A 25,062-nucleotide genomic window follows, 5' to 3' on the forward strand; every position below is an offset into this window, starting at 1 on the left:
CACGTCTGGCACGTCTGGCGTTTCCGGTGCGTCCCGCGTTTCCGGGCACGCCCCGCGTTTCCGGTGCGTTCGAGGGCTCCACCTCGCTCACCCTCGGCGGTGGGGGCAACTTCATGGGGTCGCTCCTCGCCCCCAAGGCCTCCGCCGATCTCACCGCGAGCACCAATGGCCGCGTGTACATCGGTGGCGACGTGAAGACCCACGGCTCGGGCAACGAGACCCACAACTACCCGTGGGCCGGCTCCCCGGCGTTCAAGTGCAAGCCCAAGCCGTCCCAGCCCGAGAAGCCGGCGCCCCCCGGACCGACCACGCCCAGCAATTCCGCCTCCCCTTCGCCGACCCGGCCGGGCGAGTCGACTCCCTCGCCCACCGAGTCCACGAAGCCGTCCCAGCCGTCCCAGCCGGCCCCCGTGGAATCCGAGTCGGCTCCCGCACCCGCCGAGTCGTCCCCCGCCCCGTCCAACGACGGGGGATCCCTCGCCACCACCGGTGCGTCGCAGGTCACCATGTACGCGGCCGCGGCCGCCGTACTGGGCGCCCTCGGGTTCGGCCTGCTCGCGTTCACGCGCCGTCGCCGGAGCCGCGCGTAGCCGGCCGGCGCCGCAGAACCACCGGCGGGGCAACGGCCGACCGTTGCCCCGCCGGTCCTGGGCGAGTTCGTCGGCTACGACGTGCTCCGTCGGACCGCGGCGGAATCCCCGGGCACCGGCGGCAGTTCGGCGTGCGTGACCTTGTAGCCGCCCTTGGTCACCGGGGCGTACGGCGCGGGCGCCATGCAGGTGCCGACCGTGGCTTCCTCGGGCGCGGCATCGCCGTTCGGCACCAGGTTCACACCGTTCCAGGAGAACCCGACCCGGTCGCCGGAGTGCTGTCCCCTGCCCTTGCCGCCGTCGTAGACGCTGAAACCGATCCGGCGCCCGACATCGGGCGGCCCGCCGGGGCCGACCTCGGTGATGACCGCCGTCAGCGTCGCAGTGTGCGGACCGGTCACCAGACAGTCCACCCGCCCCTCGGACGTGTACGTGGTGTTCCGGTCGGCGGAGTAGTGGGAGATCTTTATCGTGCCCCGGGCATCGGTGGGGAGGCCCGTGGGGATCCCGGGCAGCGGCTGGCTGTACGGGGCGGCGTGCGCGTCGAACGTGAACGAGCGGATGTCGTCGTCCTTGTAGTAGGGCAGTACGAACTCCGCGCTTCCGGTGACGCTCGCGTACGCCGGCTTCGCCTCACGTGGCCCGGCAGAGGCAGAGGCAGAGGCGACCGAGGCACCGCCCAGGGGCAAGCAGACGGCGAGCGCGGCGAGCACGGCTGTCGTCCTGCGAGGGGGCATCGAAGTCACTGTGTTCTCCCGGGAGTTGGTGGTCCGTGGTGGTGTGATCCATCCTTCACGTCCGCGCCTCCCGGCCCATCGGCCGCGATCCGTAGTTTCCGACGCGCCCACCTCAACCACGAGACCTACCGGCGTCAGCCTCCGGTCGCACGACGGTTGCCCTGTGACGGGAGGTTCACGGCTGTGTCCCGGCTGTGTGCCATTCGGCGTCCGGCCGAAAATCGCCGGTTAGCCTGGCGGCGCTCAAGGGGTCCCTGGGGGACGTCGGAACAGCTGGACGGAAGAGGGAACATACGTGAGTGGTCGTGACGGGCACATGGTGTCGCGCAGGCGGATACTCGGGCTGGCCGGGACAGGGGTGGGGCTGGCCGTGTTCGGGGCCGGACTCGTGGGGTGCGGCCCCGAGGAGGCGACGGGCACGCCGAGCGGCAGCTCGAAGCCGGGCGGGGGCAAGAAGGGCGGAGGTTTCACCACTCCGCCGCCGGGCACCGCGCCCGAGCCGCTGTGGCGGGCGGCTGCCGCGAACACCAGTCTGTCCGGCAACGAAGCGCTCGCGGTGATCGGGAACGTGGCCCTGGTGGCGGGCGACCCGCTGGTGGGACGGGACATGGCCACCGGCAAGGAGAAGTGGTCGCGCCGCGGCGTCACCACACCCGGTGCCAAACTCATCTTCGGCGGCGGCACGCTCTACCTCGCCAGCGCCGAGTACGACGGCGACGTGGTGGGACTGGATCCGGCCACCGGCAAGGAGACCTGGCGCAGCCGACTGGGCAAGCAGTACGAGCAGCCGCGCCCGATCGCCGCCGACGACCGCCATGTGTATGTACTCGCCGGCATCCTGGAGAAGGACTTCACCACGCCGAACAACGTGATCGCCGCGATCGACACCACCTCCGGCAAGATCGCCTGGCGCGAGCAGCGCGACGCGGGGACCGAGGAGTTCGGCATCACGGCCGCGGCCGTCGACGGGCGCCTGGTCTACACGGACTACCGGGAGAACGTGACCGTCCGCGACACGGCGACCGGCCGGCAGCTGTGGACGAAGAAGATCAGCCGGTCCAACAACCGCCGCTTCGCCGTGCACAAGGATCTGGTGATCGTGGCGGACGGCCGGCGGCTGCGCGCCTTCGACCTCGCCGGGGGCAAGGAACGCTGGTCGCTCCGGACGGAGGAGTTCAGCGCGTTCAACGACCCGCACGTCCTGGACGGGGTGCTCTACGCGGCCGACAGCGCACGCGCCATGTGGGCGCTGGACCCCGCCACGGGCAAGAAGATCTGGCACAACGAGGACCTGCGGGACAAGGCGACGCAGGCGTGGCAGTTCGCCAAGGTGAACGGCACCCTGTACGGCGCGACCGAGTTCGACAAGGACGGAGGCGTGCACGCCTTCGACGCGGCGACCGGCAAGCTGCGCTGGACGTACAACGACAAGAGCGGCGACATCCAGCAGTGGTACGTGGCGGCGGCGGGCGACCGGCTGGCCGTGATGCACGGAAAGCGGATCTACGCCCTCCCCGCCGTGTGATCCGGACGTCTGTGTGATTCGGACGTCTACGTGATCCGGACGTCTACGTGATTTGGGCGTCCATGTGATCCGGGCGTCTGCGTGATTCGGACGTCCGGGCGGAGTTCCGGGCCTGCGGAACGGCCCTCATGGCTTCACCCGGCCGGCCCGGGACTCCAGGTAGCGCTGCTCGGCGATGCTGGCGGTGGCCTTCGCGGCGCGGCGGTAGAGCTCGTACGCACCGGCCGTGTCGCCGGTCTTCTCCAGCAGATGCGCGCGTACGGACAGCAGCCGGTGGTGCCCGGCCATCCGCTGGTCGCCGTCCAGGGTGGACAGCAGGGCCAGCCCGGCCGGCGGGCCCTGAGTCTCGGCGAGTGCGATCGCCCGGTTGAGGGTGACCATCGGGTTGGGCGCGATCCGTTCCAGTACCAGGTAGAGGGCGTGCACCTGTGGCCAGTTGGTCTCCTTCGCCGTGGCCGCGTCGGCGTGCGTGGCGGCGATCGCGGCCTGCAACTGGTACGGGCCCAGCGCCGGACCGGCCAGCGACGCCTTGACCAGCCCCAGCCCCTCGTCGAGCAGCTCGCGGTCCCACTTCGTACGGTCCTGCTCGTCCAGCGGCACCAGGTCGCCCGCCGCCGTCGTGCGTGCCCGGCGGCGGGCGTGGGTGAGCAGCATCAGCGCGAGCAGCCCGGTCACCTCGCCGTCCTCGGGCAGTTGCGCGTGCACCGACCTGGTCAGCCGGATCGCCTCGTGCGCGAGGTCCGCGCGGTGCAGCTCACTGCCCGAGGAGGCGGTGTAGCCCTCGTTGAATATCAGGTAGAGCACGTGCAGGACGACCAGCAGCCGCTCCTCGCGCTCCGCGCCCTCCGGGAGGTCGAACGAGCTGCCGGCGGCCTTGATGCGCTGCTTGGCCCGGCTGATCCTGGCCGCCATCGTCGCCTCCGGCACCAGGAACGCGCGGGCGATCTCGGCAGTGGTCAGACCGCCGACCGCCCGCAGCGTCAGGGCGGTCTGGGAGGCCGCGGTCAGCGTCGGATGGCAGCACAGGAACAGCAGGACGAGCGTGTCGTCGGTGTCCGGCACGTCCTCGGGCACCACCTCGGCGGCCGTCGCCGACTCCCGCTCGCGGCGGGCGTGGTCGCTGCGCATCTGGTCGATGAGCCGCCGGGACGCGACGGTGACCAGCCAGCCGCGCGGGTTGTCCGGCACCCCCTCGGCCGGCCACTGGACCGCGGCGGCGAGTACGGCCTCCTGCACGGCGTCCTCGCACCCTTCGAACTGACCGTGCCGGCGTACCAGGGTGCCCAGGACCTGCGGCGTGAGTTCACGTAGCAGGTCCTCGATGGCTGGTGCTGTCATGCCTCCAATTGTCCGTCGGCGAACATCACCTGCCGCACCTCGATGCCCAGACCGTCGATCGCGGCGTCCGGGATCCGGGCCGCCAGCTCGATCGCCCGCTCCCTGTTCTCGCAGTCGACCAGGTAGAAGCCGCCCAGGTACTCCTTGGACTCCAGGAACGGCCCGTCGGTCACCACCGGCTGGCCGTTGCGCACGGACACCACGACGGCCTGGGACGGGTCTACCAGCGCCTGCGTGTTGATCAGCTCGCCCGACTTCTTCAGCGCCTCGATGAACTCGCCGTGGCCGCCGCCGATCGCCGCCTTCTCCTCGTCGGTCAGCGCGTCCAGCACGGCCGGGTTGATATGCATGCTGATCAGGAACTTCATCTCTGGCACTCCTCGTGGTTCGCGAGCCCCGGTCGGGCCCTTCGCCCAGTGGGTCGGAGCCGACGCGGCCGTCTTGACATCCCCGCCGGAACTTCCACGGATGATTTTCGCCGCCGCACCGCCCGTACCGATGTCAAGAAACTCCCGGCCGCTCCGACCAGCCGGCGAAACATCGAGAGAACAGGGAGTTTCCGATATGCGAGTCAACCGGGCATGGCTGGGGCTGGTCGTCCTCATGCTGCCGACCTTTCTCGTCGCCATGGATATGACGGCACTGCTCCTCGCGCTCCCACAACTGAGCGCCGACCTGGGAGCCACCGATGTCCAGCAGCTGTGGATCAGTGACAGCTACGGACTCATGGTGGCCGGCCTGGTCATCACGACCGGCACGCTCGGCGACCGGATCGGCCGCCGACGGCTGCTGATGACCGGCTGCGCGGCCTTCGCGGTGCTGTCGGTCGTGGCCGCCTTCTCGGTCGACCCGCTGATGCTGATCGTCGTCCGAGCGCTGCTGGGTGTCGCCGGGGCGACCCTGGTGCCTTCCACCCTCGCCCTGATCACCAACATGTTCCGCGACGAACGGCAGCGCGGGAGGGCCATCGCGGTCTGGGCGACCTGCCAGTTCACCGGCGGCGCGCTCGGCCCCGTACTCGCCGGATTCCTGCTCCAGCACTTCTGGTGGGGCTCGGTGTTCCTGATCGCCGTGCCGGCCATGGCGGTGCTGCTGCTCGCCGGGCCGGTCCTGCTGCCGGAGTTCCGCAGCGACCGGGCCGGGCGGCTGGACCCGGCCGGCGTCGGGCAGTCGCTCGCGGCGGTGCTCCTGCTGGTCTACGGAATCAAGCGGCTGGCCGTCGAGAGCGTGGGCGCCGGGAGCGTGCCCCTCGTGCCGGTGGTGGCGGTCGTCGTCGGCGCGGCCATCGGCGTCCTGTTCGTACGCAGGCAACTGCGGCTGGAGACGCCGCTGCTGGACCTCCGGCTGCTGCGCAGCCGCCCGTTCACGGCCGTGCTCGTCGCGCTGGTCTTCGCCGGCATGGCCATGGCCGGTACGGGGCTGCTGGTGACCCAGTACCTGCAGAACGTGCTGGGCTACTCGCCGGTCGCGTCGGCGGTGCTGTTCGCGCCCATGGGCCTGGGCGTGGCGGTCGGCACCATGACCGCGCCGGCGCTCGCCCGCCGGATGAAGCAGCCGACCGCGATCGCCGGCGGGCTCGCGGTGTCGGCGCTGGGCAGCCTGCTGCTGGTCCTCGCCGACGGCGGGCACGCCCTGCCGCTGGTGATGACCGGCATCACCGTACTGGCGCTGGGCACCGGGCCGCTGTTCGCGCTGGGCACCGGGCTGGTCATCGGGTCCGTGCCACCGGAACGCGCGGGCTCGGCGGCGTCGATGTCGGAGACCGGCAACTACTTCGGCGGCTCGCTCGGCTTTGCGCTGCTCGGGGTGCTGGCCGCGGTGGTCTACCGCAGCCGGACGGACGGCACGTCCGACTCGCTGGCCGGCGCGGTCGAGGCGAGCCGGCACCTTCCCGCCGACCGGGGCGCGGAACTGCTGCACACCGCGCGCGAGGCGTTCACCACCGCTCTGCACGTCATCGGCGGTGTCGCCGCGGTCTTCTTCGTCGGGATGGCCGTACTGACCTTCGTGGCCTCCCGTGTCCGGTCCGCCCCGGACGAGGAAGCGTCTACGCGTCTTCCCAGGCCATCGAACTCATCCGCCAGCCGGTAGGCGTCCGTACGAACTGGATCGTCTTGCGGCCGGAGCCCTCGAACCGCTCGCCGTCGCGGACGCCGGACTTCCGGTATTCGCTGAACCGGTGCGCGATCGACCCGAAGACCTCGGTCCGCTCGGCGACCTCCCATTCGGAGAACTCGGTCAGCGTCCCGTCGGTGAGCATCTTCTCCCGGGGAGCGATGAAGGAGTCCAGGTCGTACACCACCGGCTCGGCGTCGGTGCCTCCGGTGTTCGCGATGATCGTCCCCTGCGGAATGAACACCTCACGGACGGCACCGGGGTCGGGCCGGCTGCCGCCGGTGTTGGTGAAAGCACCGAAGAGGTTGTGCGTCAGCCGGTCGAGTTCGGCCTTGACCCCGGAAACGGGTACTTCTCCCGCGGATGCCTCCGCCGCGGGCGGCCACTCCTCGGCCAGGACCGACCAGACCTCGATGTCGCGCCGCTCGCCCTGGTACTCGGTGTGCTTGCGCAGCACACCGTCACGGGTCATCCCCAGCCGGCGCGCGACCTCGACGCTCCGGGTGTTACCCGACCAGACCCACCACTCGGCCCGGCTCATCCCGCGCTCCGTGAAAGCCCAGTCGAGCAGCGCCCGGCACGCCCGGGTCACCAGCCCCCGGCCCTCACCGGCGGCCTCCAGCCAGCAGCCGACCTCACACACCCCGGAGGTGCTGTCGAAGCGCGTGAACATGACACCGCCGACGAGCGTGCCGTCCAGCCAGATCCCATAGATCCGGGCGGCGTCCCCGGCCTGCTTGTCGGCGTAGCGCTGGAGGACCGCGGTGGCGGAGGCGCGGTCGGTGCTGAAGGTCGCCCAGGGTATCCACGGGTCCACATGGGGCCGCGCGCGGTCGATGTGGGCGAGGAACTCCTGCGCGTGCCAGGGCTCCAGAGGGCGTAGCTGAGCGGTGTCGCCGAGCGGCAGTGTGAACACGGAAACCTCGTCCCTGGATACGTAACAAGCGTTCGGTATGTAAGGTAGCAGCATGCCGCCCGCACCCGGAGACCATGAAGCCCGCCGTGACGACGTGTCCCGGGCGGTGTGGCAGGTCCTCGCCGACAAGGGGTTCGGCGGGCTGACCCTGCGCGCCGTCGCGGCCGCGATGGGCGTCTCGACCGGGATGCTCATGCACTACTTCCCGACCAAGCGGGCCCTGATCGCGCACGCCCTGGACCTGCTGGAGAAGCGCACCGCGGAACGCCCGCGCCGCGACCGTCCGGCCGACGGACTGGCCACCGTGCGGGCCATGCTGCTGGACATCCTGCCGCTGACCGAGGGCGACACCGCCCGCAACCGGATCTGGGTCAGCTCCTGGGACCTGGCCCTCGCCGACGACGGACTCGCAACGGACCAGGCCGACCGCTACACCCGGTTGCGCTCGACGCTCCGCCCGCACTTCGAGGCCGCGCGCGGCCTGGGCGAAGTCCCCGGAGCCGCCGACCCGGAGCAACTCGCCGCCACCGCAGTCGCGTTCACCCATGGACTCGTCGTCCAGGCACTCTTCGACCCCGGCCGGTTCCCCGAGGAGGTACAGATCGCCATGGTCGACGACTTCCTCGCCTCCGTCACACCGCCCCGGCCCGCACGGCGATGAGCCGCCCGGACCCCCGCACTCTCACCGCGCGAACGGCCCGTCGAGTGCGGCCCATTGGAGCAGCATGATGGTCTTCGCGTCGGCGATCGTGCCGTTGCGGATCCGGTCGAGCGCCTCGGTGAAGGGCAGTTCCATGGTGGTGATGTCCTCCCCCTCTTCGGCGATTCCGCCCGGGCCGCCGCCGGCGGGGACGTCGGCCGTGTCGTAGGGGGCGGCGAAGAAGTGCAGGCGCTCGGTGACCGAACCGGGACTCATGTAGACGTCGAAGACGTGCTCGACGGCACCGACGGTGTGTCCGGTCTCCTCGGCGGCCTCCCGGCGGATCGCCTCCTCCGGGCCGTCGCCGTCGAGGAGCCCGGCGGCGGTTTCGAGCAGCATCCCGTCGGGATGTCCGTTGACATAGGCGGGGAGGCGGAACTGACGGGTCAGCAGCACGGTGCGCCGGTCGGTGTTGTGGAGCAGGATGGTCGCCCCGTCGCCCCGGTCGTACGTCTCGCGCTGCTCACGGCTCCAGTGCCCGTCGCCGTGCCGGAAGTCGAAGGTGGTCTTCCGCAGGACGTACCAGTCGCTGGAGAGCAGTTCCACCTCGCGGATCCGCACGCCCGGGTTGCCGGTGAGGTCGCGGCCGTGCTGGTCCAGGCCGGTGCGCCCGCGCCGGTCGGGGGTGTCGATCCCGGCGGTCATCGGGCGGCCGGGACGGCGTCGAGGCCGGGGTAGACGTCCTTGCCCTGCGCGCGGGCCCGCGCGACCATCCGGTCCGCCCCCTCGGAGGGGCCGCCGATGCGCAGGACCGCGTCGCAGCGCGAGAGCAGCCGCTCGGCGACGGGGTGGAAGATCTCCTCGAAGACCGCGTCGCCGGGGCCGGTGCTGCCGGCCGTCTCCAGGAGCGGCAGGGCGAGGGCCTCGCCGGTGACGGGCAGGTGCCCGGCGCGGAAGAGGACGAGAGCGGCCTCGTTCATCGCCCGTACGTTGGCCTCCAGTTTGCGGGGGTCGTCGTCGGTGCCCGAGCGGTAGGGGCCCGCGACGAGAATCATCAAGGGGCGCGGAAGGGGGTGCGGAGGGGTGTGCGGACGGGTGCGCGGAACGTCGGTCATGGGTGTTCACTCCTTGGGGACGGGCGCCGGATCAGATAACCGGATTCGGACCCGGGACTCGGGACCTGGGACTCGTGACCCGGGACTCGGGGCTCGGATTCAGACGAGGAGGCTGTCGACGCCCGCGTCCCGCAGGGCGTCCAGGGTCGCCGGGCCGCTGGGGTGCGTGGCGGCGTCCTCGGCCGCCCTGTCGGTGACGAAGCGGTCCACCGCGTCGAGCGGGGCGACCCGGCTGAACGCGCGTACCCCCAGCTTGGTCGCGTCCGCCACCGCGATCGTGCGGGTGGCCCGGGCCAGTCCGGCCTGCTTGACGGCCGCGTCGTCCAACGAGAACTCCGACCAGCCGTGCTCGGCATGCACACCGCCGATGGACATCACGAAGCAGTCGAAGGCCAGGGCCTCCAGCGTGCGCAGCGCCAGCGGGCCGACGAGGGAGCGCTCGCCGGGACGGGAGCGGCCACCCACGACCAACAGGTCGATCCCGGGCCGGTCGGCCAGGCTCAGCGCCGCCTGCAGGCTGAGCACGGCGACCGTCAGCGGGCCCCGGGCGGCCAGGTGTTCGGCGACGTGCATGGTCGTGGTCCCCGCGTCGAGCAGTACCCGCGAGCCCGGCTCCACCAGCCCGGCCACGGCAGCACCCAGACGGTCCTTGGTGGCCGTCTGCCAGCGTTCCCGCGCGGAGAACCCCGCGTCCTCCTCACGCGGGCGGGTGGCGACAGCGCCACCGTGCACCCTTCGCACCAGGCCCTGACGCTCCAGCGCGTCGAGGTCCCTGCGCACGGTCATTTCCGAGACACCCAGTCGATGGGAGAGCTCCGACACGGAAACCCGGTCGGAGCCCTGCACCAATCGCAGGGTCAGGTCCAGACGATTGGCGACACCCATGACTCATTTCTACCATGGTTCAGTTTGAATGAACATGTGAATGTGCGAATCCCGCTACTGGTCGTCGTGACCGTTGTCGTCGCGCAGCCTCCGCCAGATGCGAGTGCGGTGCAGCGCGTAGAGGGCGATGAGCAGGAACACCGCCTGCAGTCCCACGGCGAGCAGCCAGAAGACGTCCCTGCTCTCCAGCTCGTCGGTCAGGTAGGTGAAGTTCATGCCGAAGAACCCGGTCAGGAAGGTCAGCGGCAGGAAGATTGTCGACACGATCGCCAGCCGGTTGATCACGCTGTTCTGTTCGCCGGACACCAGTGAGGAGTAGCTGGCGAAGGCGCGGCGGGCGGAGTTCTGCAGCGACTCGATGTCCGTGAGCACCAGCCTCGTGGTGTGCTGGTAGTCGCGGGCGAGCTTCTGGCGCTTCTCGGGGAAACCGGGGTTCATCATCCGGCGGGTGAAGGTCTCGTCCGTCACCTGAAGGTAGGGCAGCAGCGCGTGGTGCAGGAGCGCCCCGCGTCGGCGCAGCCGTGCCAGGCGGTAGACATGCTGGGGAACCCGGTGCTGGAACATCTCGTCCTCCAGGTCCTCCACCTCCAGCAGGGCCCGCACGGCGGACCGGCGGAAGGTGTCCAGGGCCTCTTCCAGCAGCAGGAACAGCATGGCCACACTGTCGGGCGGCCGTTCGTGCGGCAACCTGGTGACGAGGCTCCCGACCGGTCCGGCCGGCCCTCGGTGCACCGTGACCAGATATCGCTCGGTCACGAAGGCATGGACATGAGTGATCCGGTCCGCCTGGACCGCGGGCACGACGAACGCGGCGCTGTCCCCGAGGAATTCGGCCCGCGCGGATTCGCCTTCCCTGCCGAGCCACGCCACGTCCTCGGCCTCCAGTCCGAGCAGGTGGGCGACCGGCTGTTCGTCGGGCGACTGCTCCTCGGGCAGTTCGACGTCCACGAGCAGGAAACGGGATGCCGTCAGACGCCTCCGTGCCTCCGACACATGGGTGTGAGTGATGACCCCTTCCGGCATCGACACCATCGATACGATCATCGTTCCTCGCCGTGGGTCGCCGGAGTCATCCGCGGCCACCATGTACGTCCCAGTACGCGGAGCCGGAGCTGAGACCGGATTCGGATGTGTACTCGGACCCATCTTCGGGGCGGGGAGCACGCCGGGCCGGGCGCACGCGCCGACCACGAGGATGACGCGGAGCACGGATCGACGACCACCCGCGGAACCGCCACTTCCAACCGGCGGACGGGCGTCCGGGCTGTTCGGGGGAACGACCTGTGTCGTGCGGGGCGGTGCGGGCGCCCCGGCTCCTACGGTCGCCGGTATGACGCACGTATCGCAGGAGGCCTCCCGGCCGAGCCGCCGCACCGCGCTCACCGGGCTCGTCGGTCTGGGCGGGGCCGCGCTGGCCGCCGGTTGCACGCCCGCGGACAGCGCCCCCTCCGAGCAGGGGCCCTCGCCCGGGGCCACGGAGCCGGCCACCCGTTCGTCACCGAACACCACACCCGGGGCGATGACGCTCTTCCGGGACCCGACGTTCAACTTCAACGGCCTGTGGGCCCTCGGCGGCGCGGGGTTCGGCGGCAGCGAGGTGGGCGAGGTGCTCACCGCCGTGAACACGATCAACAAGGCCGGCCCCTCCGCGCAGACGTACGTCGAGACCTTCAAGAAGCTCGGCGACCGGCTGATGGGCGCGCCCGAAGGCAGCCGGTCCGACCGGCAGACCAGGCGCTCCCGCGCACTGCGGGCCGCGCAGTACTACGCCCAGGCGCTGTTCTTCGTACTCGGCTCCGATGCCCCCGCCGACGAGGAACAGCTGTACAGGGCGGGACGCGGCGCCTGGGACACATTCTGCCGGCTGTGCGAACCGGCGCCGGTCACGACGGACGTTCCGTACGGGCGGACCCCGCTGCCGGTCTGGTTCTTCCGCCCCGACGACTCCGGCAAGCAGCGCCCCACCGTGATCCTCACGAACGGCAGCGACGGGCAGAACGTCGACATGTGGGTCTACGGCGTCGCGGCCGCGCTGGAGCGCGACTGGAACGCCCTCGTGTACGACGGGCCGGGCCAGGGACAGTTGCTCTTCGTGGACCGGGTGGTCTTCACCCCGCGCTGGGAAACCGTGGTCACCCCGCTCGTCGACTGGCTGGTCGCCCGTTCCGACGTGGACACCGGCCGGATCGCCCTGACCGGGCTGAGCATGGCGGGCAACCTGGCCCCCCGGGCCGCGGCCTTCGAGAAGCGGATCGCCGCCCTGGTGGCGATGCCCGGATGCCTGGAACCCTGGCTGGGCTTCCCACCGGAGATCCGGAAGATCCTCACCACGGACCAGGCGGAGACCAACAACACCTGGAACAAGGAGGTCGTCCCCACACTGTCCGCCGCCGATGCGGCGACGCTGAAGAAGCGCTTCGAACCCTTCTCCGCCCCGGCGATGCTCGCCGCCCGCGAGGGCAAGGTCTTCACCGACTTCTACACCCCCGCCAGACGCATCGAGTCACTGACGCTCACGAGCGTGGCGGACCGCATCACGGCTCCTACCCTGGTCCTCGACTACGAGTACGAGCAGTTCTACCCCGGACAGCCGCGCCGGATGTTCGACAGGCTGACGGCACCCAAGGCCTACGTGAAACTCACCGCGGCCACCGGAGCGCAGCTGCACTGCTCTCCGATGGCCCCGCAGCAGCACTGCGATGTCGTCTTCGACTGGCTGCAGGAGAAGTTGCCGGGGCGCTGACCGCGGGCGGAGCGCCCCGCTCCGCTGTCAGACGACGACGAGACGCTTGGGCGCCGCGCCCCGGCCGAGGTTGCGGAAGAGCTTCTTGATGTCCTCCGGGGCGAGCTTGATACAGCCCGCGGACTTGTAGTCGCCCACGCCGTCCCAGCGCCGGCTCTCGGTGCTGCCCTGCCCTCCGGTGCGGGTCATCTCGCTGTGGATGAAGAGTTCGGTACGCGTGGTCCGGCCGTTCTTGCACGTCTTGTTGCTCAGCGGGATGGCGTACCCCTTGATGAGGTTGCCGTTGTAGCGGGTCTGGCGGGCGCCGACGGTGTAGGTGCCCGCGGGCAGCCACCCCTTCGCCGAGGCGCACTCGTCACGCCCCTTGGTGTGGTTCCGGCCAAGTCCGGAGCCGGCGCGGAAGGCGGCCTGCGTCTTGTTGCCGCGCACCACCAGCAGACGTGAGTTCTGCGGGTCGGCGGAGTTCCGTACGAACTTCAGGGTGGTGACAACGGCGCCGGCGGCGGCAGGCCGGCCGCCGGCCGGGGTGGCGGCCTGACCGCTCGGGGCGGTGACGGCGGCAACGGTCATCAGGGCCATGGCGCTCAGGCCGATGGCGGCGGCACGGACACGCAGGGGAGAGGTCGCGGACATGAGTGATCGCTCCTTCGAGGACTGGGGAGGCGGCGAGCCCCGGGGAGTCCGGGGCGCCGTGGACCAACCATGGGCCCTGGGGGAGCCGGTACGGAACTCCCGGCGGCGATGCGCCGATGGGCGGCCATGCATGCCCTCATGCGTGCCTGATGCACCGCCCTGGCCTGCGCTTATGCACGCCGGATGACTACCGGACGCGCCCCCTTCACCGCCCGGTGGCCGACTGCCGTACGTACACGCCGGGTTCGTCTTTTTCACGGTGGCCGGATCGATCACCGCTGCTACGGTTCGTACCCATGCCCACCAAGACGCTGCAGATCCCCACTGAAGACGGCCAGGCCGACGCGTTCGCAGCCTTTCCCGACGGCGACGGGCGGCACCCCGGAGTGCTGCTGTACATGGACATCTTCGGAGTGCGTCCGGTGCTGGAGGAGATGGCCCGCGAACTGGCCGGGCACGGGTACTACGTGCTCGTCCCCAATGTCTTCTACCGGAACGGCCCGGCACCGGTGATCGAACTTCCGGAGCGCATCGGAGCAGAGGCCCGGCCCGCGCTGTTCGCCCGGCTGGTGCCCCTGCTTGAGGCGCACACCGCCGAACGCGCCCTGCGCGATGCCGACGCCTGTCTCAAGTACCTCACTGCCCAGCCCGAGGTCGGCGCAGGACCCATTGCCGCGATCGGCTACTGCATGGGTGCCGCCCTGGCGCTCCGCACCGCGGCGGCCCACCCCGGCCGGGTGGCCGCCGTAGCCGGATTCCACCCCTCCGCGCTGGTCACCGACGCGCCCGACAGCCCGCACCGCATCGCCCCCGAGGTCACCGCCGAGGTGCACTTCGGCATCGCCGAGAGCGACATGTCGCCCGAGGCCGTCGGAGAGCTCGACCAGGTGCTGGAAGCCGCGGGCGTCAGCCACACCTGCGAGATCTACCCCGGCACCGTCCACGGCTTCACCATGGCCGACACCGAAGCCTTCGACGCCGCCGCGCTGCAACGCCACTGGGACCGGCTGCTCTCCCTCCTCGACCGCACCCTGGCCAAGGGCTGAGGCTCCGGCTCGGGGACCGGCCGAGGGCCGGCCACCCGATCCGGCGGGGTACGGGCCCTCGACCGGCCCGTACCCCGGTGGCCATCGGGTGGGAATCACGCGGGGAATCACGAGGTGCGGATCGCGGAGCCGCGCCTAGCATGATCGTTATGGACATCTCCATTCACACGAGTTCCCTCCCGCACGACGACCCGGAGGAGTCCCTGGTCTTCTACCGCGACATCCTCGGCTTCGAGGTACGCGGCGACGTCGGACAGGACAGGATGCGCTGGATCACGGTCGGTCCCGTCGACCAGCCCAGCACGTCCATCCTGCTGGCTCCGCCCGCCGCCGACCCCGGAGTCACCGAGGACGAGCGCCGAACCATCGCCGAGATGATGGCCAAGGGCACCTACGGCTGGATCCTGCTGGCCACCCGGGACCTCGACGCCACCTTCGAGCAGGTGCGGGCCGCCGGTGCCGAGGTCGTCCAGGAACCGACCGAGCAGCCGTACGGCATGCGCGACTGCGCCTTCCGCGACCCCGCGGGCAACATGGTCCGGATCCAGGAACTGCGCTGAGCCGTTCGGCGGCAACGAGGCAAGGGGCGCCGGCCGGCGTACGGACCGAACCGGTCAGGAATCGAGAAGCACCGGTCGCCGGGCCATAACTAGCGTGATGGACATGGCATCCATCGAAACCGTGACCCTTGAGGTGGCCGACCCCGCGGCCGCCGAGCGCTTCCACGCCACCGCCTTCGGTCTGGACACCCAGATCCGCCTGCGCCCCTCGGAGGCCCCCACCACCGGCTTCCGCGGGTTCACGCTCGCGCTCACGGTGTCCCGGCCCGCCACCGTCGACAGCCTCATCGGCGCCGCACTCGACGCGGGCGCCACCTCGCTGAAGCCCGCCGCGAAGTCGCTCTGGGGCTATGGCGGCGTCGTACAGGCTCCGGACGGAACGATCTGGAAGGTCGCGACCTCGGCGAAGAAGGACACCGGCCCCGCCACCCGGCAGATCGACGAGATCGTGCTCCTGCTGGGCGTCGCGGACGTGATCGCGAGCAAGCGGTTCTACGTCGGCCAGGGCCTCGCCGTGGCAAAGAGCTTCAGCCGTGTGTACGTCGAGTTCGCGGCCGGGGAGAGTCCCGTCAAGCTGGCGCTGTACCGGCGCCGCGCACTGGCCAAGGACCTCGGCGTTGCTCCCGAGGGCACCGGATCGCACGGGCTCGTGATCGGCGGTGCCGACGGCCCGTTCACCGACCCGGACGGGTTCGCGTGGGAGGCCGCCTCGTCGGCCGTTCCGGCCGGACACCACCGGGCATGACCGCGGCGGCGAGCCGGCGCGAAGGGGCCGGCCTCAGCACCGAGGCCGGCCGGGCGTCGAACCGCCGTCCGGCCGGACGGTCTGTTCGGTGAGGTGACCACTCATGACCGTGGGAGAGGGGAACGGCCTTCGAGCCCTTCCCCTCCCTCACGGACTTTTCAGACCTGGAGCCCCGTGGCCTTCACGTCCTCGACCTTGCGGACCTTGATCTCCATGCGATTCACCTCCCTCGTAGCCGGATTTCGTCCCCCGCGCCGGCGGTGCACCGGGCGGGGCGGACCATGGCCCGCGGTCAGGCTCTCGCCGTGAGTCGCCGTGCGTACTCACGGGCCGAGAGAGCCGCGGGCAGAATGAAGGGGGTCAGATACACCCCGGTGCACAGCAGCGCCCACCAGAACCGGCCGGTCGCCGGGCCGTCGCCGAGACGGTCGGCGGCCCAGCCCAGCACCTCCCCGGCGAAGGGCACCAGGAAAAGGACCGCCCAGGCCGGTGTCACCACGGCCCCGAGGAACCGCACCCAGCGGAACCAGCGCCCGGCCCGCACATCCGCCGGATGCGCGTCGGCCAGCTCCGCGGCCCCGGCCGCGTCCAGCCGACGGACGGCGCGCCGCAGCATCAGGGTCGAGACCCGCCACAGATTGCGGCAGCCCAGCGCGTTGACCAGCACCGCGTAGAGGTCCGTGCGCAGGAAGACCATGCACTGCCAGAGCATCGCGGTGAGTTTCACGTAGATCCACGTGGCGAGGACCGCGTCGAGCAGGTCCGGGGCCGCCCACACTCCGGTGTCGATCAGCAGCCGCACCGCCAACGGCACGGCGAGCAGCACCGCGTCGAGGGCGAGACCGGCGAGCAGCGGCCCGTAGCGCCTGCGCCTGGGCAGGGTCCACAGCTGGGTCAGGTCGGTCTCGAAGACCAGCAGGAACACCATGCGCCGGTCCATGCCGAACCTGGCCCGCAGCCCGAGCGAACGGGCCGCGCACCAGTGCCCCAGCTCATGAATCGCGGTGGCGACCGTGGCGAGCGGGATGAGGATCAGGCTGCCGAGGCCGATGTCGTCCACGACGAACGCATCGGTGGACGGGTCCGGGAAGAGGCCGGGCCGGAATGCGAACACGGCGAGCGCGAACACCGCGCACGCGGCGTAGCAGCTCCAGGCCACCCGCCCGAAGAAGGGCCGCACAGTCTCCTGACGGAGGCCGCTCAGCCATCTCCTGCCCTGGACGGGAGCCGAGCGGACCGGTTCGCTCCGCTGTCCCTCGTCGAGGAAGCCGAGCTCGCGCAGGGTGTCGACGAAGGACGGCACATCGACGGGCTGACCGGCGAACTCCTCGGCCTCGGCGGCGGCTTCGGCGGTCGTGGCACCGCGCCGCAGGGCCTCGATGACCACGCCGCCGACTCTCGGCATGGTGATGAACTGCCCGGTCACGGGGTCGCCCACCAGGACTTCGTCCTCGCCCTCGGGCACCATGCTCAACGGCCGCAGCCGCACGGTGGCCCGGGTGGTCCCGAGCGCCTCCGACGCCTCGGACACCCCGGTCATGCCGCGGCCTTTCGCACTGGAGCCAGCGCGCACACCGGGCAGTCGGGGACATCGGGGAACGGCACCCGGCCGGCCGCGAGACCGTCGCGCAGGTCGAGCCGGATCCGGGCCCCGGAGGCCAGCGGCTCCTGGAACCCGGTCAGATAACGCAGGCTCTCCAGCGCGATCAGCGAACCGACCTGCATGGCCAACGGGCCGATGAGCGGGTTGGTGGTCCGCATGCCGTACACGATGTCCTCAGCGGCCGCCGCCGCGGTGCCCTCCACCGGCCGCTGCGAGAACTCGCACGCGAGACAGGGGCTCACGCCGGGGTTCACGGAGATGTACGAGAGCAGCGTGCGGGTGGCACCGCCGGCCACCATCGGCACACCGGCCCGGACGGCGGCCTCGTTCACCCACAGACCGGCGTCGGGATGCCCGTCCAGGCCGCCGGCCATCAGATCGATGCCGTCGGTGACATCGGCGAGATCCTCGGGACCGGCCACCCAGCGGTCGACGGTACGCACCTCGATGTCCGGGTCGTACGCCTGCACCCAGGCTCTGGCGCGCTCGACCTTCGAACCGCCGATGTCCTCGTGCCGGTAGAGGAACTGCCGGGCGAAGTTGCGGGATTCGACCCGGTCGTGGTCCAGCAGCGTCAGCCTGCCGACGCCGAGACCCGCCAGACACTGCACCAGCGAGGAACCGCCGCCGCCCACACCGAGCACCAGGACATGCGCATCGCGCACCCGTCGCAGGAAATCGGTGCGGTGCCGGTCGAGGCCGGCGAAGGTGCCGAAGAACGCGAGGTTGGAGAAATGCCGCTCGTCCACCACCGGATCACCGGTGGACCTGCCCCCGGCGCGCTCGATCAGCCCCAGGCCGGCCAGCCCCTCGACGCCCTTGCCGAGTTCCTCCTCGGTCACGTACACATCCCGGGCGCCGAGTGCGGCGCACAGCTCGGGGATGCTTTGCGGCCCCATCCCCAACGCGGTCAGGAGCGCTCCGATCTTCCCCTCGGGGTCCTCCAGAGTGATCGACTCCCGGGGGTCGAAGACGATGACCAGATCCTCTCCCACCGCCCGCCAGGAACACTCCTTGAGCGCGACACGCATCAACCACTCGCTTTCGGCCTCAGCAGACACCGGACGTCCGGTGTGGCCGCAACGTTGCGGGACAACGCTGAACTCTGGCTTTAACGCGGCTTTGCCCGTACGCCGCCCCGGATCCGCCTGTGGGAAGGGCCTGTTCCGCTCTTGCGCCGTCCCGGCTCAGCCCGCCGTCGTCAGCAACAGCTTGCGCACCACGTCCGCGTCCGGGTGGTCCAGTTCGTCGAGGATGGCGAGCGCGGCGTGCCAGGCGTCGCGGGCGGCCTCCTGGTCACCGGTCATGCGGAGGCTCCCGCCGAGGTGGTGCAGCGCGTCCGCCTCGCCGTAGCGGTTGCCGAACCGGCGGAATCCGTCCCGGCACTGGCGGTAGCTGTCGACGGCCTCGGCGTACTGCCCCATGGCGTGGTGGATGAAGCCGAGGGTCTCCCAGGTGTACGCCGCCCCCAGCGGGCTGCCCCCGGCCAGGTGCAGTCGCAGCGCCTCGCGGCAGCGGGCGAGCGCCTTCTGGTGGTCGCCCAGATGGGTGTGGCACCAGCCGATGTTGTTCAGCGCGCCGGCCTGCCCGGCCAGATTGCCGACCGCCCGTTGCAGTTCGAGCACCTGCTCGACGCGCTGCAAGGCGGCGCGGTAGTCGCCCTGTTGCTCGTACGACCAGGCGAGCGTCCGCAATGTGTCGGCCTGCGCCGTCAGGTCGCCCAGCCCGCGCTGGAGCTCCAGCGCCCGCAACAGTTCCCGGTGGGCCTCCTCGTACCGCCTCATCCGGATCGCGGCCCGGCCCGACTCGCAGTGGCACAGGGCCGTCCCGGCGCGGTCGCCCTGCTGCCGGGCCGCCACGATGGCGGTCCGCTGGGTGGTCACCCAATCGTGCCAGCGGCCGCTGAGGTGGAGGAAGTCCGCCATGGCGAGCGGGAGTTGCCAGGCATGGCCGTCGAATCCGGCCGGGCCCGCCGCGTCCGCGACCGCGAGCAGCACGGCGTGCTCCGCCTCGAACCACGCCATCGCCTCCTCGTACCCCTCCGGGCAGCGCGGCACCGAGCCGGTCACCGGTGGCGGCAGCGGCACCTCGCTGCGGGCCGGGGCGAGGTGCCGCCGGGCGGCGCGCGCGGAGTGCAGGAAGTGGTCGAGCAGGCGGTGCAGCGCCGCGGTGCGTTCGGCCTCCGTGTCCTCGGTGGCCGTCAGATCGGTGGCGTAGGCGCGCAGCAGATCGTGGAAGGAGTACCGGCCCGGACGGTGCTCGGCGATCAGGTGTACGCGGGCCAGCGCGGTCAGCGCCGCGGCGGCCTCCCGCATGGACAGGCCGGCCAGCGCCGCCACCGCGGGCGCGGCGACATCCCGGCCGGGGTGCAGCCCCAGCAGCCGGAACACCCGGGCCGTGGCGGTGTCCAGCCGACGGTACGACCACGAGAACACCGCCCGTACGCTGCTCACCCCCTCACCGGCGTCCAGCGCCTCCAACCTCCCCCTGACGTCCCGCAGTTCCGCCACGACCGCACTCAGCGCGAAACCGGGCCGGCCGGCGGCGCGGGCGGCGGTCACGGCGAGTGCCAGAGGCAGCCGGGCGCACAGGTCGATCAGCTCGGTCACCGGCTCCGGCTCCGCGGCCACCCGGTCCGTACCGAGCCGGGCGGCCAGCAGCTCGCGCGCCTCCTCCCGGGGCAGCACGTCGAGGGAGAGCAGCACGGCGCCGTCGGTGACGGCGAGACCGGCCAGCTGGCCGCGGCTGGTGACGACCACGGCACAGCCGGCGCTGCCCGGGAGCAGCGGGCGGACCTGGGCTGCGTCGGCGGCGTTGTCCAGCACGAACAGCAGGCGGCGCCCGGCAGTCTCGGTGCGCAGCAGCGCCGCCCGCGCCTCCGGCGCGTCCGGGATCCGTTCCGGCGGCACCGACAGCGCTTCCAGGAAGCCGCGGATCGCCTCGCCGGGCGACATCGGCCCGGTGGCGGGGGCGAAGCCGTGCAGGTTCACGTACAGCTGGCCGTCCGGGAAGTGCGGCGCCGCGCGGTGTGCCCAGTGCAGTGCCAGGGTCGTCTTCCCCGCGCCCGCGGTGCCGGCGATCACGCAGACGGCCGGTCCCGGCCCGGCGGACGCGTCGGCAGGCAGCTTGTCCAGCAGCCGCAGCTCGGCCCGGCGGCCGGCGAACCCGGCGACGGCGGCGGGCAGTTGGCGCGGGGCGGCCGATGGCTGCCCGGCACGGGCGGCGGCCCCCTCGGCCGGCCGCGACGACTCGGTCCGGGGCTGCCGCCGGCTCCCCGTATCGGCCCCGCTCCCGGGCCCGGCATCGGCCTCGGCCTCGGCATGGGCATGGGCATCAGCCTCGGCATCCGTCGTGGCTCCGGCTCCGGTCCGGGTCCCTGCCCCTGCCCCGGTCCCTGCCCCGGATCCGCTCCGGGCCCCGGCTCCGGTCCCGGTCCCGGCCTCGGGGAGGTCGAGACGAGTGTCGCCGCGCAGCATGCGCAGTTGCAGATCGCACAGCTGGGCGGACGGCTCGATGCTCAACTCATCGGCCAGCAGCCGGTGCAGCTCCCGGTAGGCATCGAGCGCCTCCGCCTGCCGACCCGACCGGTACAGCGCCAGCATCAGCTGACCCCACAGCCCCTCCCGCAACGGATGCTCACGCACCGACTGCCGAAGCTCCGGCACCAGGGCGGCATGCCGGCCGCAGGCCAGGTCCGCTTCGACGCGGACCTGAAGGACGTCGAGCCGCTGCTCGGCCAGCCGCGCGGCCTCCGCCTCCACCAGCGGCGCGGTCGGTACATCGGCGAGCGCGGGTCCGCGCCACAGCGCGAGCGCCTCCGCGAGCAGGCCCGCCGCCCGTTCCGCGTCGCCGGCCGCCAGCGCCGCGCGGCCCGAGTCGCCGAGCCGGGTGAAGGCGACGGAGTCGACATCGTCCTCGTCGGCCAGCACCATCTGGTACCCGGGCGGCCGGGTGACGAGCAACCGGCCCTGCCGGTCCCCGAGTTCACGGCGCAGCCGCATCACGTACTGCTGAATCAGATTGGCAGCGGCCTTGGGCTCGTGCGCACCCCACAACTCCGTCCCCAGCCGGCCCGCCGGCACGGGGACATCGCGCTGCACCAGCAGGGTGGCGAGCAGCGTGCGCGGCTTGGCGGCCGAGATCCCCCGCCAATGGGTGCCGTCGAACACTTCGAGTGTTCCGAGGATCCGAAAACGCATCCGCATCCTCCGTGCTCAGGGCCTTGTGGCAGGCGATCCTGCCACTGGTGGGAACAGGTGACCAGCCCCTTTCCCGATGCGTGGACCGGCGGACGGCATCATCCCTCTCCTGTGTGGGCCGAGTCGCGGAAGACGGCGGAAGACATGGGCAGGGGCCCGGACGGAAGTCCGGGCCCCTGCTGTACGCGGAATGTCGCTCAGTCGCCGGTGTTGGTGGCCCAGACGGGCCGGTTCGCGCTGTCGTAGACGACGACATTGCCGTCGTCCTGGACGGAGAGGTAGCGACCCTTGTGCCAGGTTCCGGCGGCCCAGAGCGGGTCGCCGGCCCGGTTGTAGACGACGAGGTTGCCGTCCTCCTGCATGACGAGGCGGTCGGCGTTGGGGTAGACGTTCGGGGCCTGCCAGACGGGATGGCCGTCCTTGTAGACGACGACGTTGCCGTCGCTCTGGACACGCAGGATGGTACGGCCGTTGCCGGAGGTCCAGGCCTGGTTCCGGCCGAGGGTGGCAGGCGGGTAGAAGTGGGAGTCGCTCCGCAGCGCCGACTGGGCCTGCGTGCTCCGGACGGCATGGCTGCTTCCCACGGCGTCGGCAGCCGGAGCGGCGGCCAGGACGGGCAGGACTGCGAGGGCGAGCGCGGGAAGGCCGCGTCGCACGAGGTTCTTGATCACAACCCCGGATTTACGCAGGCCACAGGTGCCCGCGCCAGGCACGCGGCCACGAACCCACCCGGACGGCCCAGCGACTTCAGTGCCGAAACGACACTGCTTACGCCGGTCGCGCGGCGCCGGGTGGGGCTGGACCGGGAGCCGTCGCGGCGGGTCAGTACGACACGGGTTCGCGGATGATCGGGCAGGTCATGCAGTGGCCGCCGCCACGGCCGCGGCCCAGTTCGGCGCCGACGATGGTGATGACCTCCACGCCCGCCTTGCGCAGTTGGGTGTTGGTCTGGGTGTTGCGGTCGTAGGTGAAGACCACGCCGGGCTCGACGGCGACGGCGTTGTTGCCACTGTCCCACTGCTGGCGCTCCGAGGCGTAGGCATCGCCCCCGGTCTCGACGACCCGGAGGGCGGGCAGTCCCAGTGCCCTGGCGACCACCTCGATGAAGGTGCCCTTCCCCTCGTCGGCGACCTCCACTCCGGGTGCCTTGTCGGCCGGACGGAGGGAGAAGGTGTGGATGGCGTCGACGATGGCCGGGTAGAGGGTGACGATGTCGCGGTCGGCGAAGGTGAAGACGGTGTCGAGGTGCATGGCGGACCGCAGCCTGGGCATCCCGGCGACGACGACGTGCTGGGCCGCGCCCGCGGCGAACAGGGCTGCGGCGACCTGGGTGATGGCCTGCCGGGACGTCCGCTCGCTCATGCCCATCAGGACGACGCCGTTGCCGATCGGCATGATGTCGCCGCCCTCGAAGGTGGCCTGGCCCCAGTCCTGTTCGGGGTCGCCCCACCACACCGCCGACCCCTTGAAGTCCGGGTGGAAGGCGTAGAGGGCCTTCATCAGCAGCGTCTCGTCGTGCCGGGCGGGCCAGTACAGCGGGTTGAGGGTGAGTCCGCCGTACAGCCAGCACGTGGTGTCCCGGGTGTAGAGGGTGTTGGGCAGCGGCGGCATGAGGTACTCGCGGGCGTCGGCGGAGGAACGGGCCAGGGCCAGGTACCCGGAGCGGTGCTCCTCGGGCAGATCTTCGGTGCCCAGGCCGCCGATCAGGTACTCCGCGAGTTCCTGGGAGGTGCGGGATTCCAGGAAGGCACGGGTGTCATCGACGAGGCCCGGGCCGACCTCGTTGGGGATCACCTTGCGGTCCAGGAGCCACGACCGGGCGTCGGGCAGCGCCATCGTCTCGGCCAGGAGGTCGTGCAGTTCGACCACCTCCACGCCGCGCCCGCGCAGCTTGTTCACGAAGTCGGCGTGGTCGCGCTGGGCGTTCTCCACCCACATCACGTCGTCGAAGAGCAGGTCGTCGGCGTTGGTGGGGGTCAGCCGGCGATGGGCGAGCCCGGGTCGGCAGACCAGGACCTTGCGCAGCCGGCCGACCTCGGAGTGGACACCGTACTCGGTGGCGGGGTGGCCGCTGGGGTGGGTCATGACAGCCCTTTCGTGACAGCTCTTCCGGGTGGGGGTCCGGGCGCGGTGTGCGTGGTGTGCCGGGGTCAGATGCTGATCCAGCCCGTCGCCAGGGCGATGACGCCGACGACGGCCCCGGCGACCGAGACGGCGAGGATGACGGCCTCTCCCGGCGAGAAGAGCCTGCGGCTCTGCTCGCGGCGGGCCATCACGAACAGCACGGAGGCGGGGGCGTAGATGATGAGCGACACCAGGAGGTACTTCGGGCCGGCCGCGTAGAGCAGGAACGCGGTGTAGACGGTGGCGATGATGCTGACCGTCAGTTCACGGCCGGGGCGGGGCGACCGGTCCGCGCCGCCCCGGCCGACCGCGACCTTGACCGCGTAGCCGGCGGCGAGGAGGAACGGGATGAGGCTCAGCGCGCTGGTCAGGTTGAGCGCGAAGTTGAAGGCGTCCTCGGAGAAGGCCGTGACCACCAGGACGATCTGGGACAGGAGCGTGGTCATCAGCAGGGCGGGGACCGGCACGTCCGCCCGGTTGGACCGTCGCAGGAAGCGCGGCATGTCGTCGTCCTTGGCGGCGACGAACAGAACTTCGGCCGCCATCAGGGTCCAGGCGAGGTAGGCGCCGAGTACGGAGACGATGAGCCCGACGCTGACGAACACCCGGCCCCAGGTGCCGACGGCGGCTTCAAGGACGCCCGCCATCGACGGCTGCCGGAGCTCGGCGATCTCGCTCATCGGCAGGATGCCGTAGGAGACGACGGTGACGGAGGCGAAGACGCAGAAGACGCTGATGAAGCCGAGCAGGGTGGCGCGCCCGACATCCTCGCGGCGCTTGGCGTGGCGGGAGTAGACGCTGGCGCCCTCCACGCCGAGGAAGACGAAGACGGTCGCCAGCATGGTGCCGCGGACCTGGTGGAAGAGGGATCCGGCGTAGTCGGCGCCCCCGAAGTTCTCGGCGAAGACATGGGGCTTGAGGCAGAAGAGTGCCAGGACGATGAAGACGAGGATCGGGACGATCTTCGCGACGGTGACGATCCGGTTGATCGCCGTGGCCTCCTTGACCCCGCGTCGGATGAGGAAGAAGAACGCCCACAGACCGGCCGTCGACAGGACGATCGCCAGGGCGGTGTCGCCCTCCCCGAGAGCGGGTGCGACGGAGCCGATCGTCGACATGATGAGCACCCAGTAGGTGACGTTGCCGACGCAGGCACTGGCCCAGTAACCGACGGCCGAGAAGAACCCGAGGTACTCGCCGAACCCGGCCTTGGCGTAGGCGTAGACCCCGGCGTCGAGGTCCGGCCTGCGGACCGCGAGCGACTGGAAGACGAAGGCGAGCATCAGCATGCCGGTCCCCGCGACCGCCCAGGCGATGAGGGCTCCGGCGACGCCGGTCTCCTCGGAGAACCGGCGCGGCAGGGAGAACACACCGGCTCCGACCATGGAGCCGACCACCATCGCGGTGAGTGTCGCAACGGTCAGCTTGGCGGCCTGTCCGGCGGCCGGTGCCTCGTCCGTCGTGCTCATGGGACTCCTAGGGGCGCGAGTGGAGTGGAGGGTTCACGCGGAGCCGGCCGGCGATGCGATGCGACGGGATGCGATGCGA

The 25,062-nt window shown here is 71.3% G+C and carries 23 protein-coding genes; 8 read left to right on the forward strand and 15 right to left on the reverse strand.

Annotated elements, in window-relative coordinates; genetic code table 11:
- Window positions 1-590: choice-of-anchor A family protein (locus ABZ622_RS22760; protein ID WP_360545867.1), on the forward strand; the 590-nt coding region annotated here is incomplete at its 5' end.
- A 74-nt stretch (window positions 591-664) separates the two neighbouring features.
- Here ABZ622_RS22760 and ABZ622_RS22765 read toward each other — a convergent pair.
- Entirely contained in the window at window positions 665-1,327 is a 663-nt protein-coding gene (locus ABZ622_RS22765; RefSeq protein WP_360545869.1) for a hypothetical protein, read from the reverse strand.
- A gap of 316 nt (window positions 1,328-1,643) precedes the next feature.
- On the opposite strand from ABZ622_RS22765, the gene ABZ622_RS22770 reads away from it, so the two are divergent.
- Window positions 1,644-2,852 (forward strand): PQQ-binding-like beta-propeller repeat protein, encoded by a 1,209-nt coding sequence (locus ABZ622_RS22770; protein WP_360546003.1) that lies wholly within the window; start codon window positions 1,644-1,646, stop codon window positions 2,850-2,852.
- A gap of 126 nt (window positions 2,853-2,978) precedes the next feature.
- Here ABZ622_RS22770 and ABZ622_RS22775 read toward each other — a convergent pair whose 3' ends face one another.
- The gene (locus ABZ622_RS22775) at window positions 2,979-4,190 is read right to left on the reverse strand and encodes a DUF6596 domain-containing protein (RefSeq protein WP_360545871.1); all 1,212 of its coding nucleotides are present in this window, start codon (window positions 4,188-4,190) and stop codon (window positions 2,979-2,981) included.
- On the reverse strand, window positions 4,187-4,558 hold the full coding sequence (locus ABZ622_RS22780) for a YciI family protein (RefSeq protein ID WP_360545873.1): 372 nt from the start codon (window positions 4,556-4,558) through the stop codon (window positions 4,187-4,189). Before ABZ622_RS22780 ends, ABZ622_RS22775 begins: the two co-directional genes overlap by 4 nt.
- Before the next feature lie 196 nt (window positions 4,559-4,754).
- Between ABZ622_RS22780 and ABZ622_RS22785 the strand changes: the two genes are divergently transcribed.
- Window positions 4,755-6,281 (forward strand): MFS transporter, encoded by a 1,527-nt coding sequence (locus tag ABZ622_RS22785; protein ID WP_360545875.1) that lies wholly within the window; start codon window positions 4,755-4,757, stop codon window positions 6,279-6,281.
- Here ABZ622_RS22785 and ABZ622_RS22790 read toward each other — a convergent pair.
- The gene (locus tag ABZ622_RS22790; protein ID WP_360545877.1) at window positions 6,238-7,221 is read right to left on the reverse strand and encodes a GNAT family protein; all 984 of its coding nucleotides are present in this window, start codon (window positions 7,219-7,221) and stop codon (window positions 6,238-6,240) included. The two genes, ABZ622_RS22785 and ABZ622_RS22790, sit on opposite strands and share 44 nt — an antisense overlap.
- A gap of 52 nt (window positions 7,222-7,273) precedes the next feature.
- On the opposite strand from ABZ622_RS22790, the gene ABZ622_RS22795 reads away from it, so the two are divergent.
- Window positions 7,274-7,882, forward strand: coding sequence for a TetR/AcrR family transcriptional regulator (locus tag ABZ622_RS22795; protein WP_360545879.1), 609 nt, complete (start codon window positions 7,274-7,276; stop codon window positions 7,880-7,882).
- Between the two features lie 21 nt (window positions 7,883-7,903).
- Here the strand turns inward: ABZ622_RS22795 and ABZ622_RS22800 are convergent, their stop codons facing one another.
- The 4 genes from ABZ622_RS22800 to ABZ622_RS22815 form a co-directional block, all read right to left on the reverse strand.
- A complete protein-coding gene (locus ABZ622_RS22800; RefSeq protein WP_360545881.1) occupies window positions 7,904-8,566 on the reverse strand; it encodes an NUDIX domain-containing protein in 663 nt (220 codons plus the stop codon).
- Window positions 8,563-8,976: a DUF4406 domain-containing protein gene (locus ABZ622_RS22805; protein WP_360545883.1), complete on the reverse strand. Its 414-nt coding sequence runs from the start codon at window positions 8,974-8,976 to the stop codon at window positions 8,563-8,565. The genes ABZ622_RS22800 and ABZ622_RS22805 overlap by 4 nt, the downstream gene beginning before the upstream one ends.
- A gap of 99 nt (window positions 8,977-9,075) precedes the next feature.
- The gene (locus tag ABZ622_RS22810) at window positions 9,076-9,861 is read right to left on the reverse strand and encodes a DeoR/GlpR family DNA-binding transcription regulator (protein WP_360545885.1); all 786 of its coding nucleotides are present in this window, start codon (window positions 9,859-9,861) and stop codon (window positions 9,076-9,078) included.
- 54 nt (window positions 9,862-9,915) lie between these two features.
- Window positions 9,916-10,905: a CorA family divalent cation transporter gene (locus ABZ622_RS22815; RefSeq protein WP_360545887.1), complete on the reverse strand. Its 990-nt coding sequence runs from the start codon at window positions 10,903-10,905 to the stop codon at window positions 9,916-9,918.
- 286 nt (window positions 10,906-11,191) lie between these two features.
- Between ABZ622_RS22815 and ABZ622_RS22820 the strand changes: the two genes are divergently transcribed.
- Complete coding sequence (locus tag ABZ622_RS22820; RefSeq protein ID WP_360545889.1) at window positions 11,192-12,604, forward strand: alpha/beta fold hydrolase; 1,413 nt, start codon at window positions 11,192-11,194, stop codon at window positions 12,602-12,604.
- Window positions 12,605-12,631: 27 nt separating this feature from the next.
- On the opposite strand, the gene ABZ622_RS22825 is transcribed toward ABZ622_RS22820, so the two are convergent.
- Window positions 12,632-13,237, reverse strand: coding sequence for a L,D-transpeptidase (locus ABZ622_RS22825; protein WP_360545891.1), 606 nt, complete (start codon window positions 13,235-13,237; stop codon window positions 12,632-12,634).
- Window positions 13,238-13,533: 296 nt separating this feature from the next.
- On the opposite strand from ABZ622_RS22825, the gene ABZ622_RS22830 reads away from it, so the two are divergent.
- The 3 genes from ABZ622_RS22830 (at window position 13,534) to ABZ622_RS22840 (ending at window position 15,588) form a co-directional block, all read left to right on the forward strand.
- Window positions 13,534-14,283 carry a dienelactone hydrolase family protein gene (locus tag ABZ622_RS22830; RefSeq protein WP_360545893.1) on the forward strand — a complete coding sequence of 250 codons (750 nt, stop codon included), beginning with the start codon at window positions 13,534-13,536 and terminating at the stop codon, window positions 14,281-14,283.
- A gap of 149 nt (window positions 14,284-14,432) precedes the next feature.
- Window positions 14,433-14,843: a VOC family protein gene (locus tag ABZ622_RS22835; RefSeq protein WP_360545895.1), complete on the forward strand. Its 411-nt coding sequence runs from the start codon at window positions 14,433-14,435 to the stop codon at window positions 14,841-14,843.
- A gap of 103 nt (window positions 14,844-14,946) precedes the next feature.
- Entirely contained in the window at window positions 14,947-15,588 is a 642-nt protein-coding gene (locus ABZ622_RS22840; protein ID WP_360545897.1) for a glyoxalase, read from the forward strand.
- 292 nt (window positions 15,589-15,880) lie between these two features.
- On the opposite strand, the gene ABZ622_RS22845 is transcribed toward ABZ622_RS22840, so the two are convergent.
- The 6 genes from ABZ622_RS22845 to ABZ622_RS22870 all read right to left on the reverse strand — a co-directional run bounded on the left by ABZ622_RS22845 (window position 15,881) and on the right by ABZ622_RS22870 (window position 24,983).
- Entirely contained in the window at window positions 15,881-17,128 is a 1,248-nt protein-coding gene (locus ABZ622_RS22845; RefSeq protein WP_360545899.1) for a hypothetical protein, read from the reverse strand.
- Complete coding sequence (locus tag ABZ622_RS22850; RefSeq protein WP_360545901.1) at window positions 17,125-18,222, reverse strand: ThiF family adenylyltransferase; 1,098 nt, start codon at window positions 18,220-18,222, stop codon at window positions 17,125-17,127. The genes ABZ622_RS22845 and ABZ622_RS22850 overlap by 4 nt, the downstream gene beginning before the upstream one ends.
- A gap of 156 nt (window positions 18,223-18,378) precedes the next feature.
- The gene (locus tag ABZ622_RS22855; protein ID WP_360545903.1) at window positions 18,379-21,390 is read right to left on the reverse strand and encodes a BTAD domain-containing putative transcriptional regulator; all 3,012 of its coding nucleotides are present in this window, start codon (window positions 21,388-21,390) and stop codon (window positions 18,379-18,381) included.
- A gap of 197 nt (window positions 21,391-21,587) precedes the next feature.
- Entirely contained in the window at window positions 21,588-22,061 is a 474-nt protein-coding gene (locus ABZ622_RS22860; protein ID WP_360545905.1) for a hypothetical protein, read from the reverse strand.
- A gap of 151 nt (window positions 22,062-22,212) precedes the next feature.
- Window positions 22,213-23,475, reverse strand: coding sequence for an arginine deiminase (locus tag ABZ622_RS22865; protein WP_360545907.1), 1,263 nt, complete (start codon window positions 23,473-23,475; stop codon window positions 22,213-22,215).
- 65 nt (window positions 23,476-23,540) lie between these two features.
- Window positions 23,541-24,983, reverse strand: a complete 1,443-nt coding sequence (locus ABZ622_RS22870; RefSeq protein ID WP_360545909.1) for a basic amino acid/polyamine antiporter — start codon at window positions 24,981-24,983, stop codon at window positions 23,541-23,543.
- Between the last annotated feature and the right edge of the window lie 79 nt (window positions 24,984-25,062).

Source organism: Streptomyces sp. NPDC007164, from assembly GCF_040634135.1.
GTDB lineage: Bacteria > Actinomycetota > Actinomycetes > Streptomycetales > Streptomycetaceae > Streptomyces > Streptomyces sanglieri.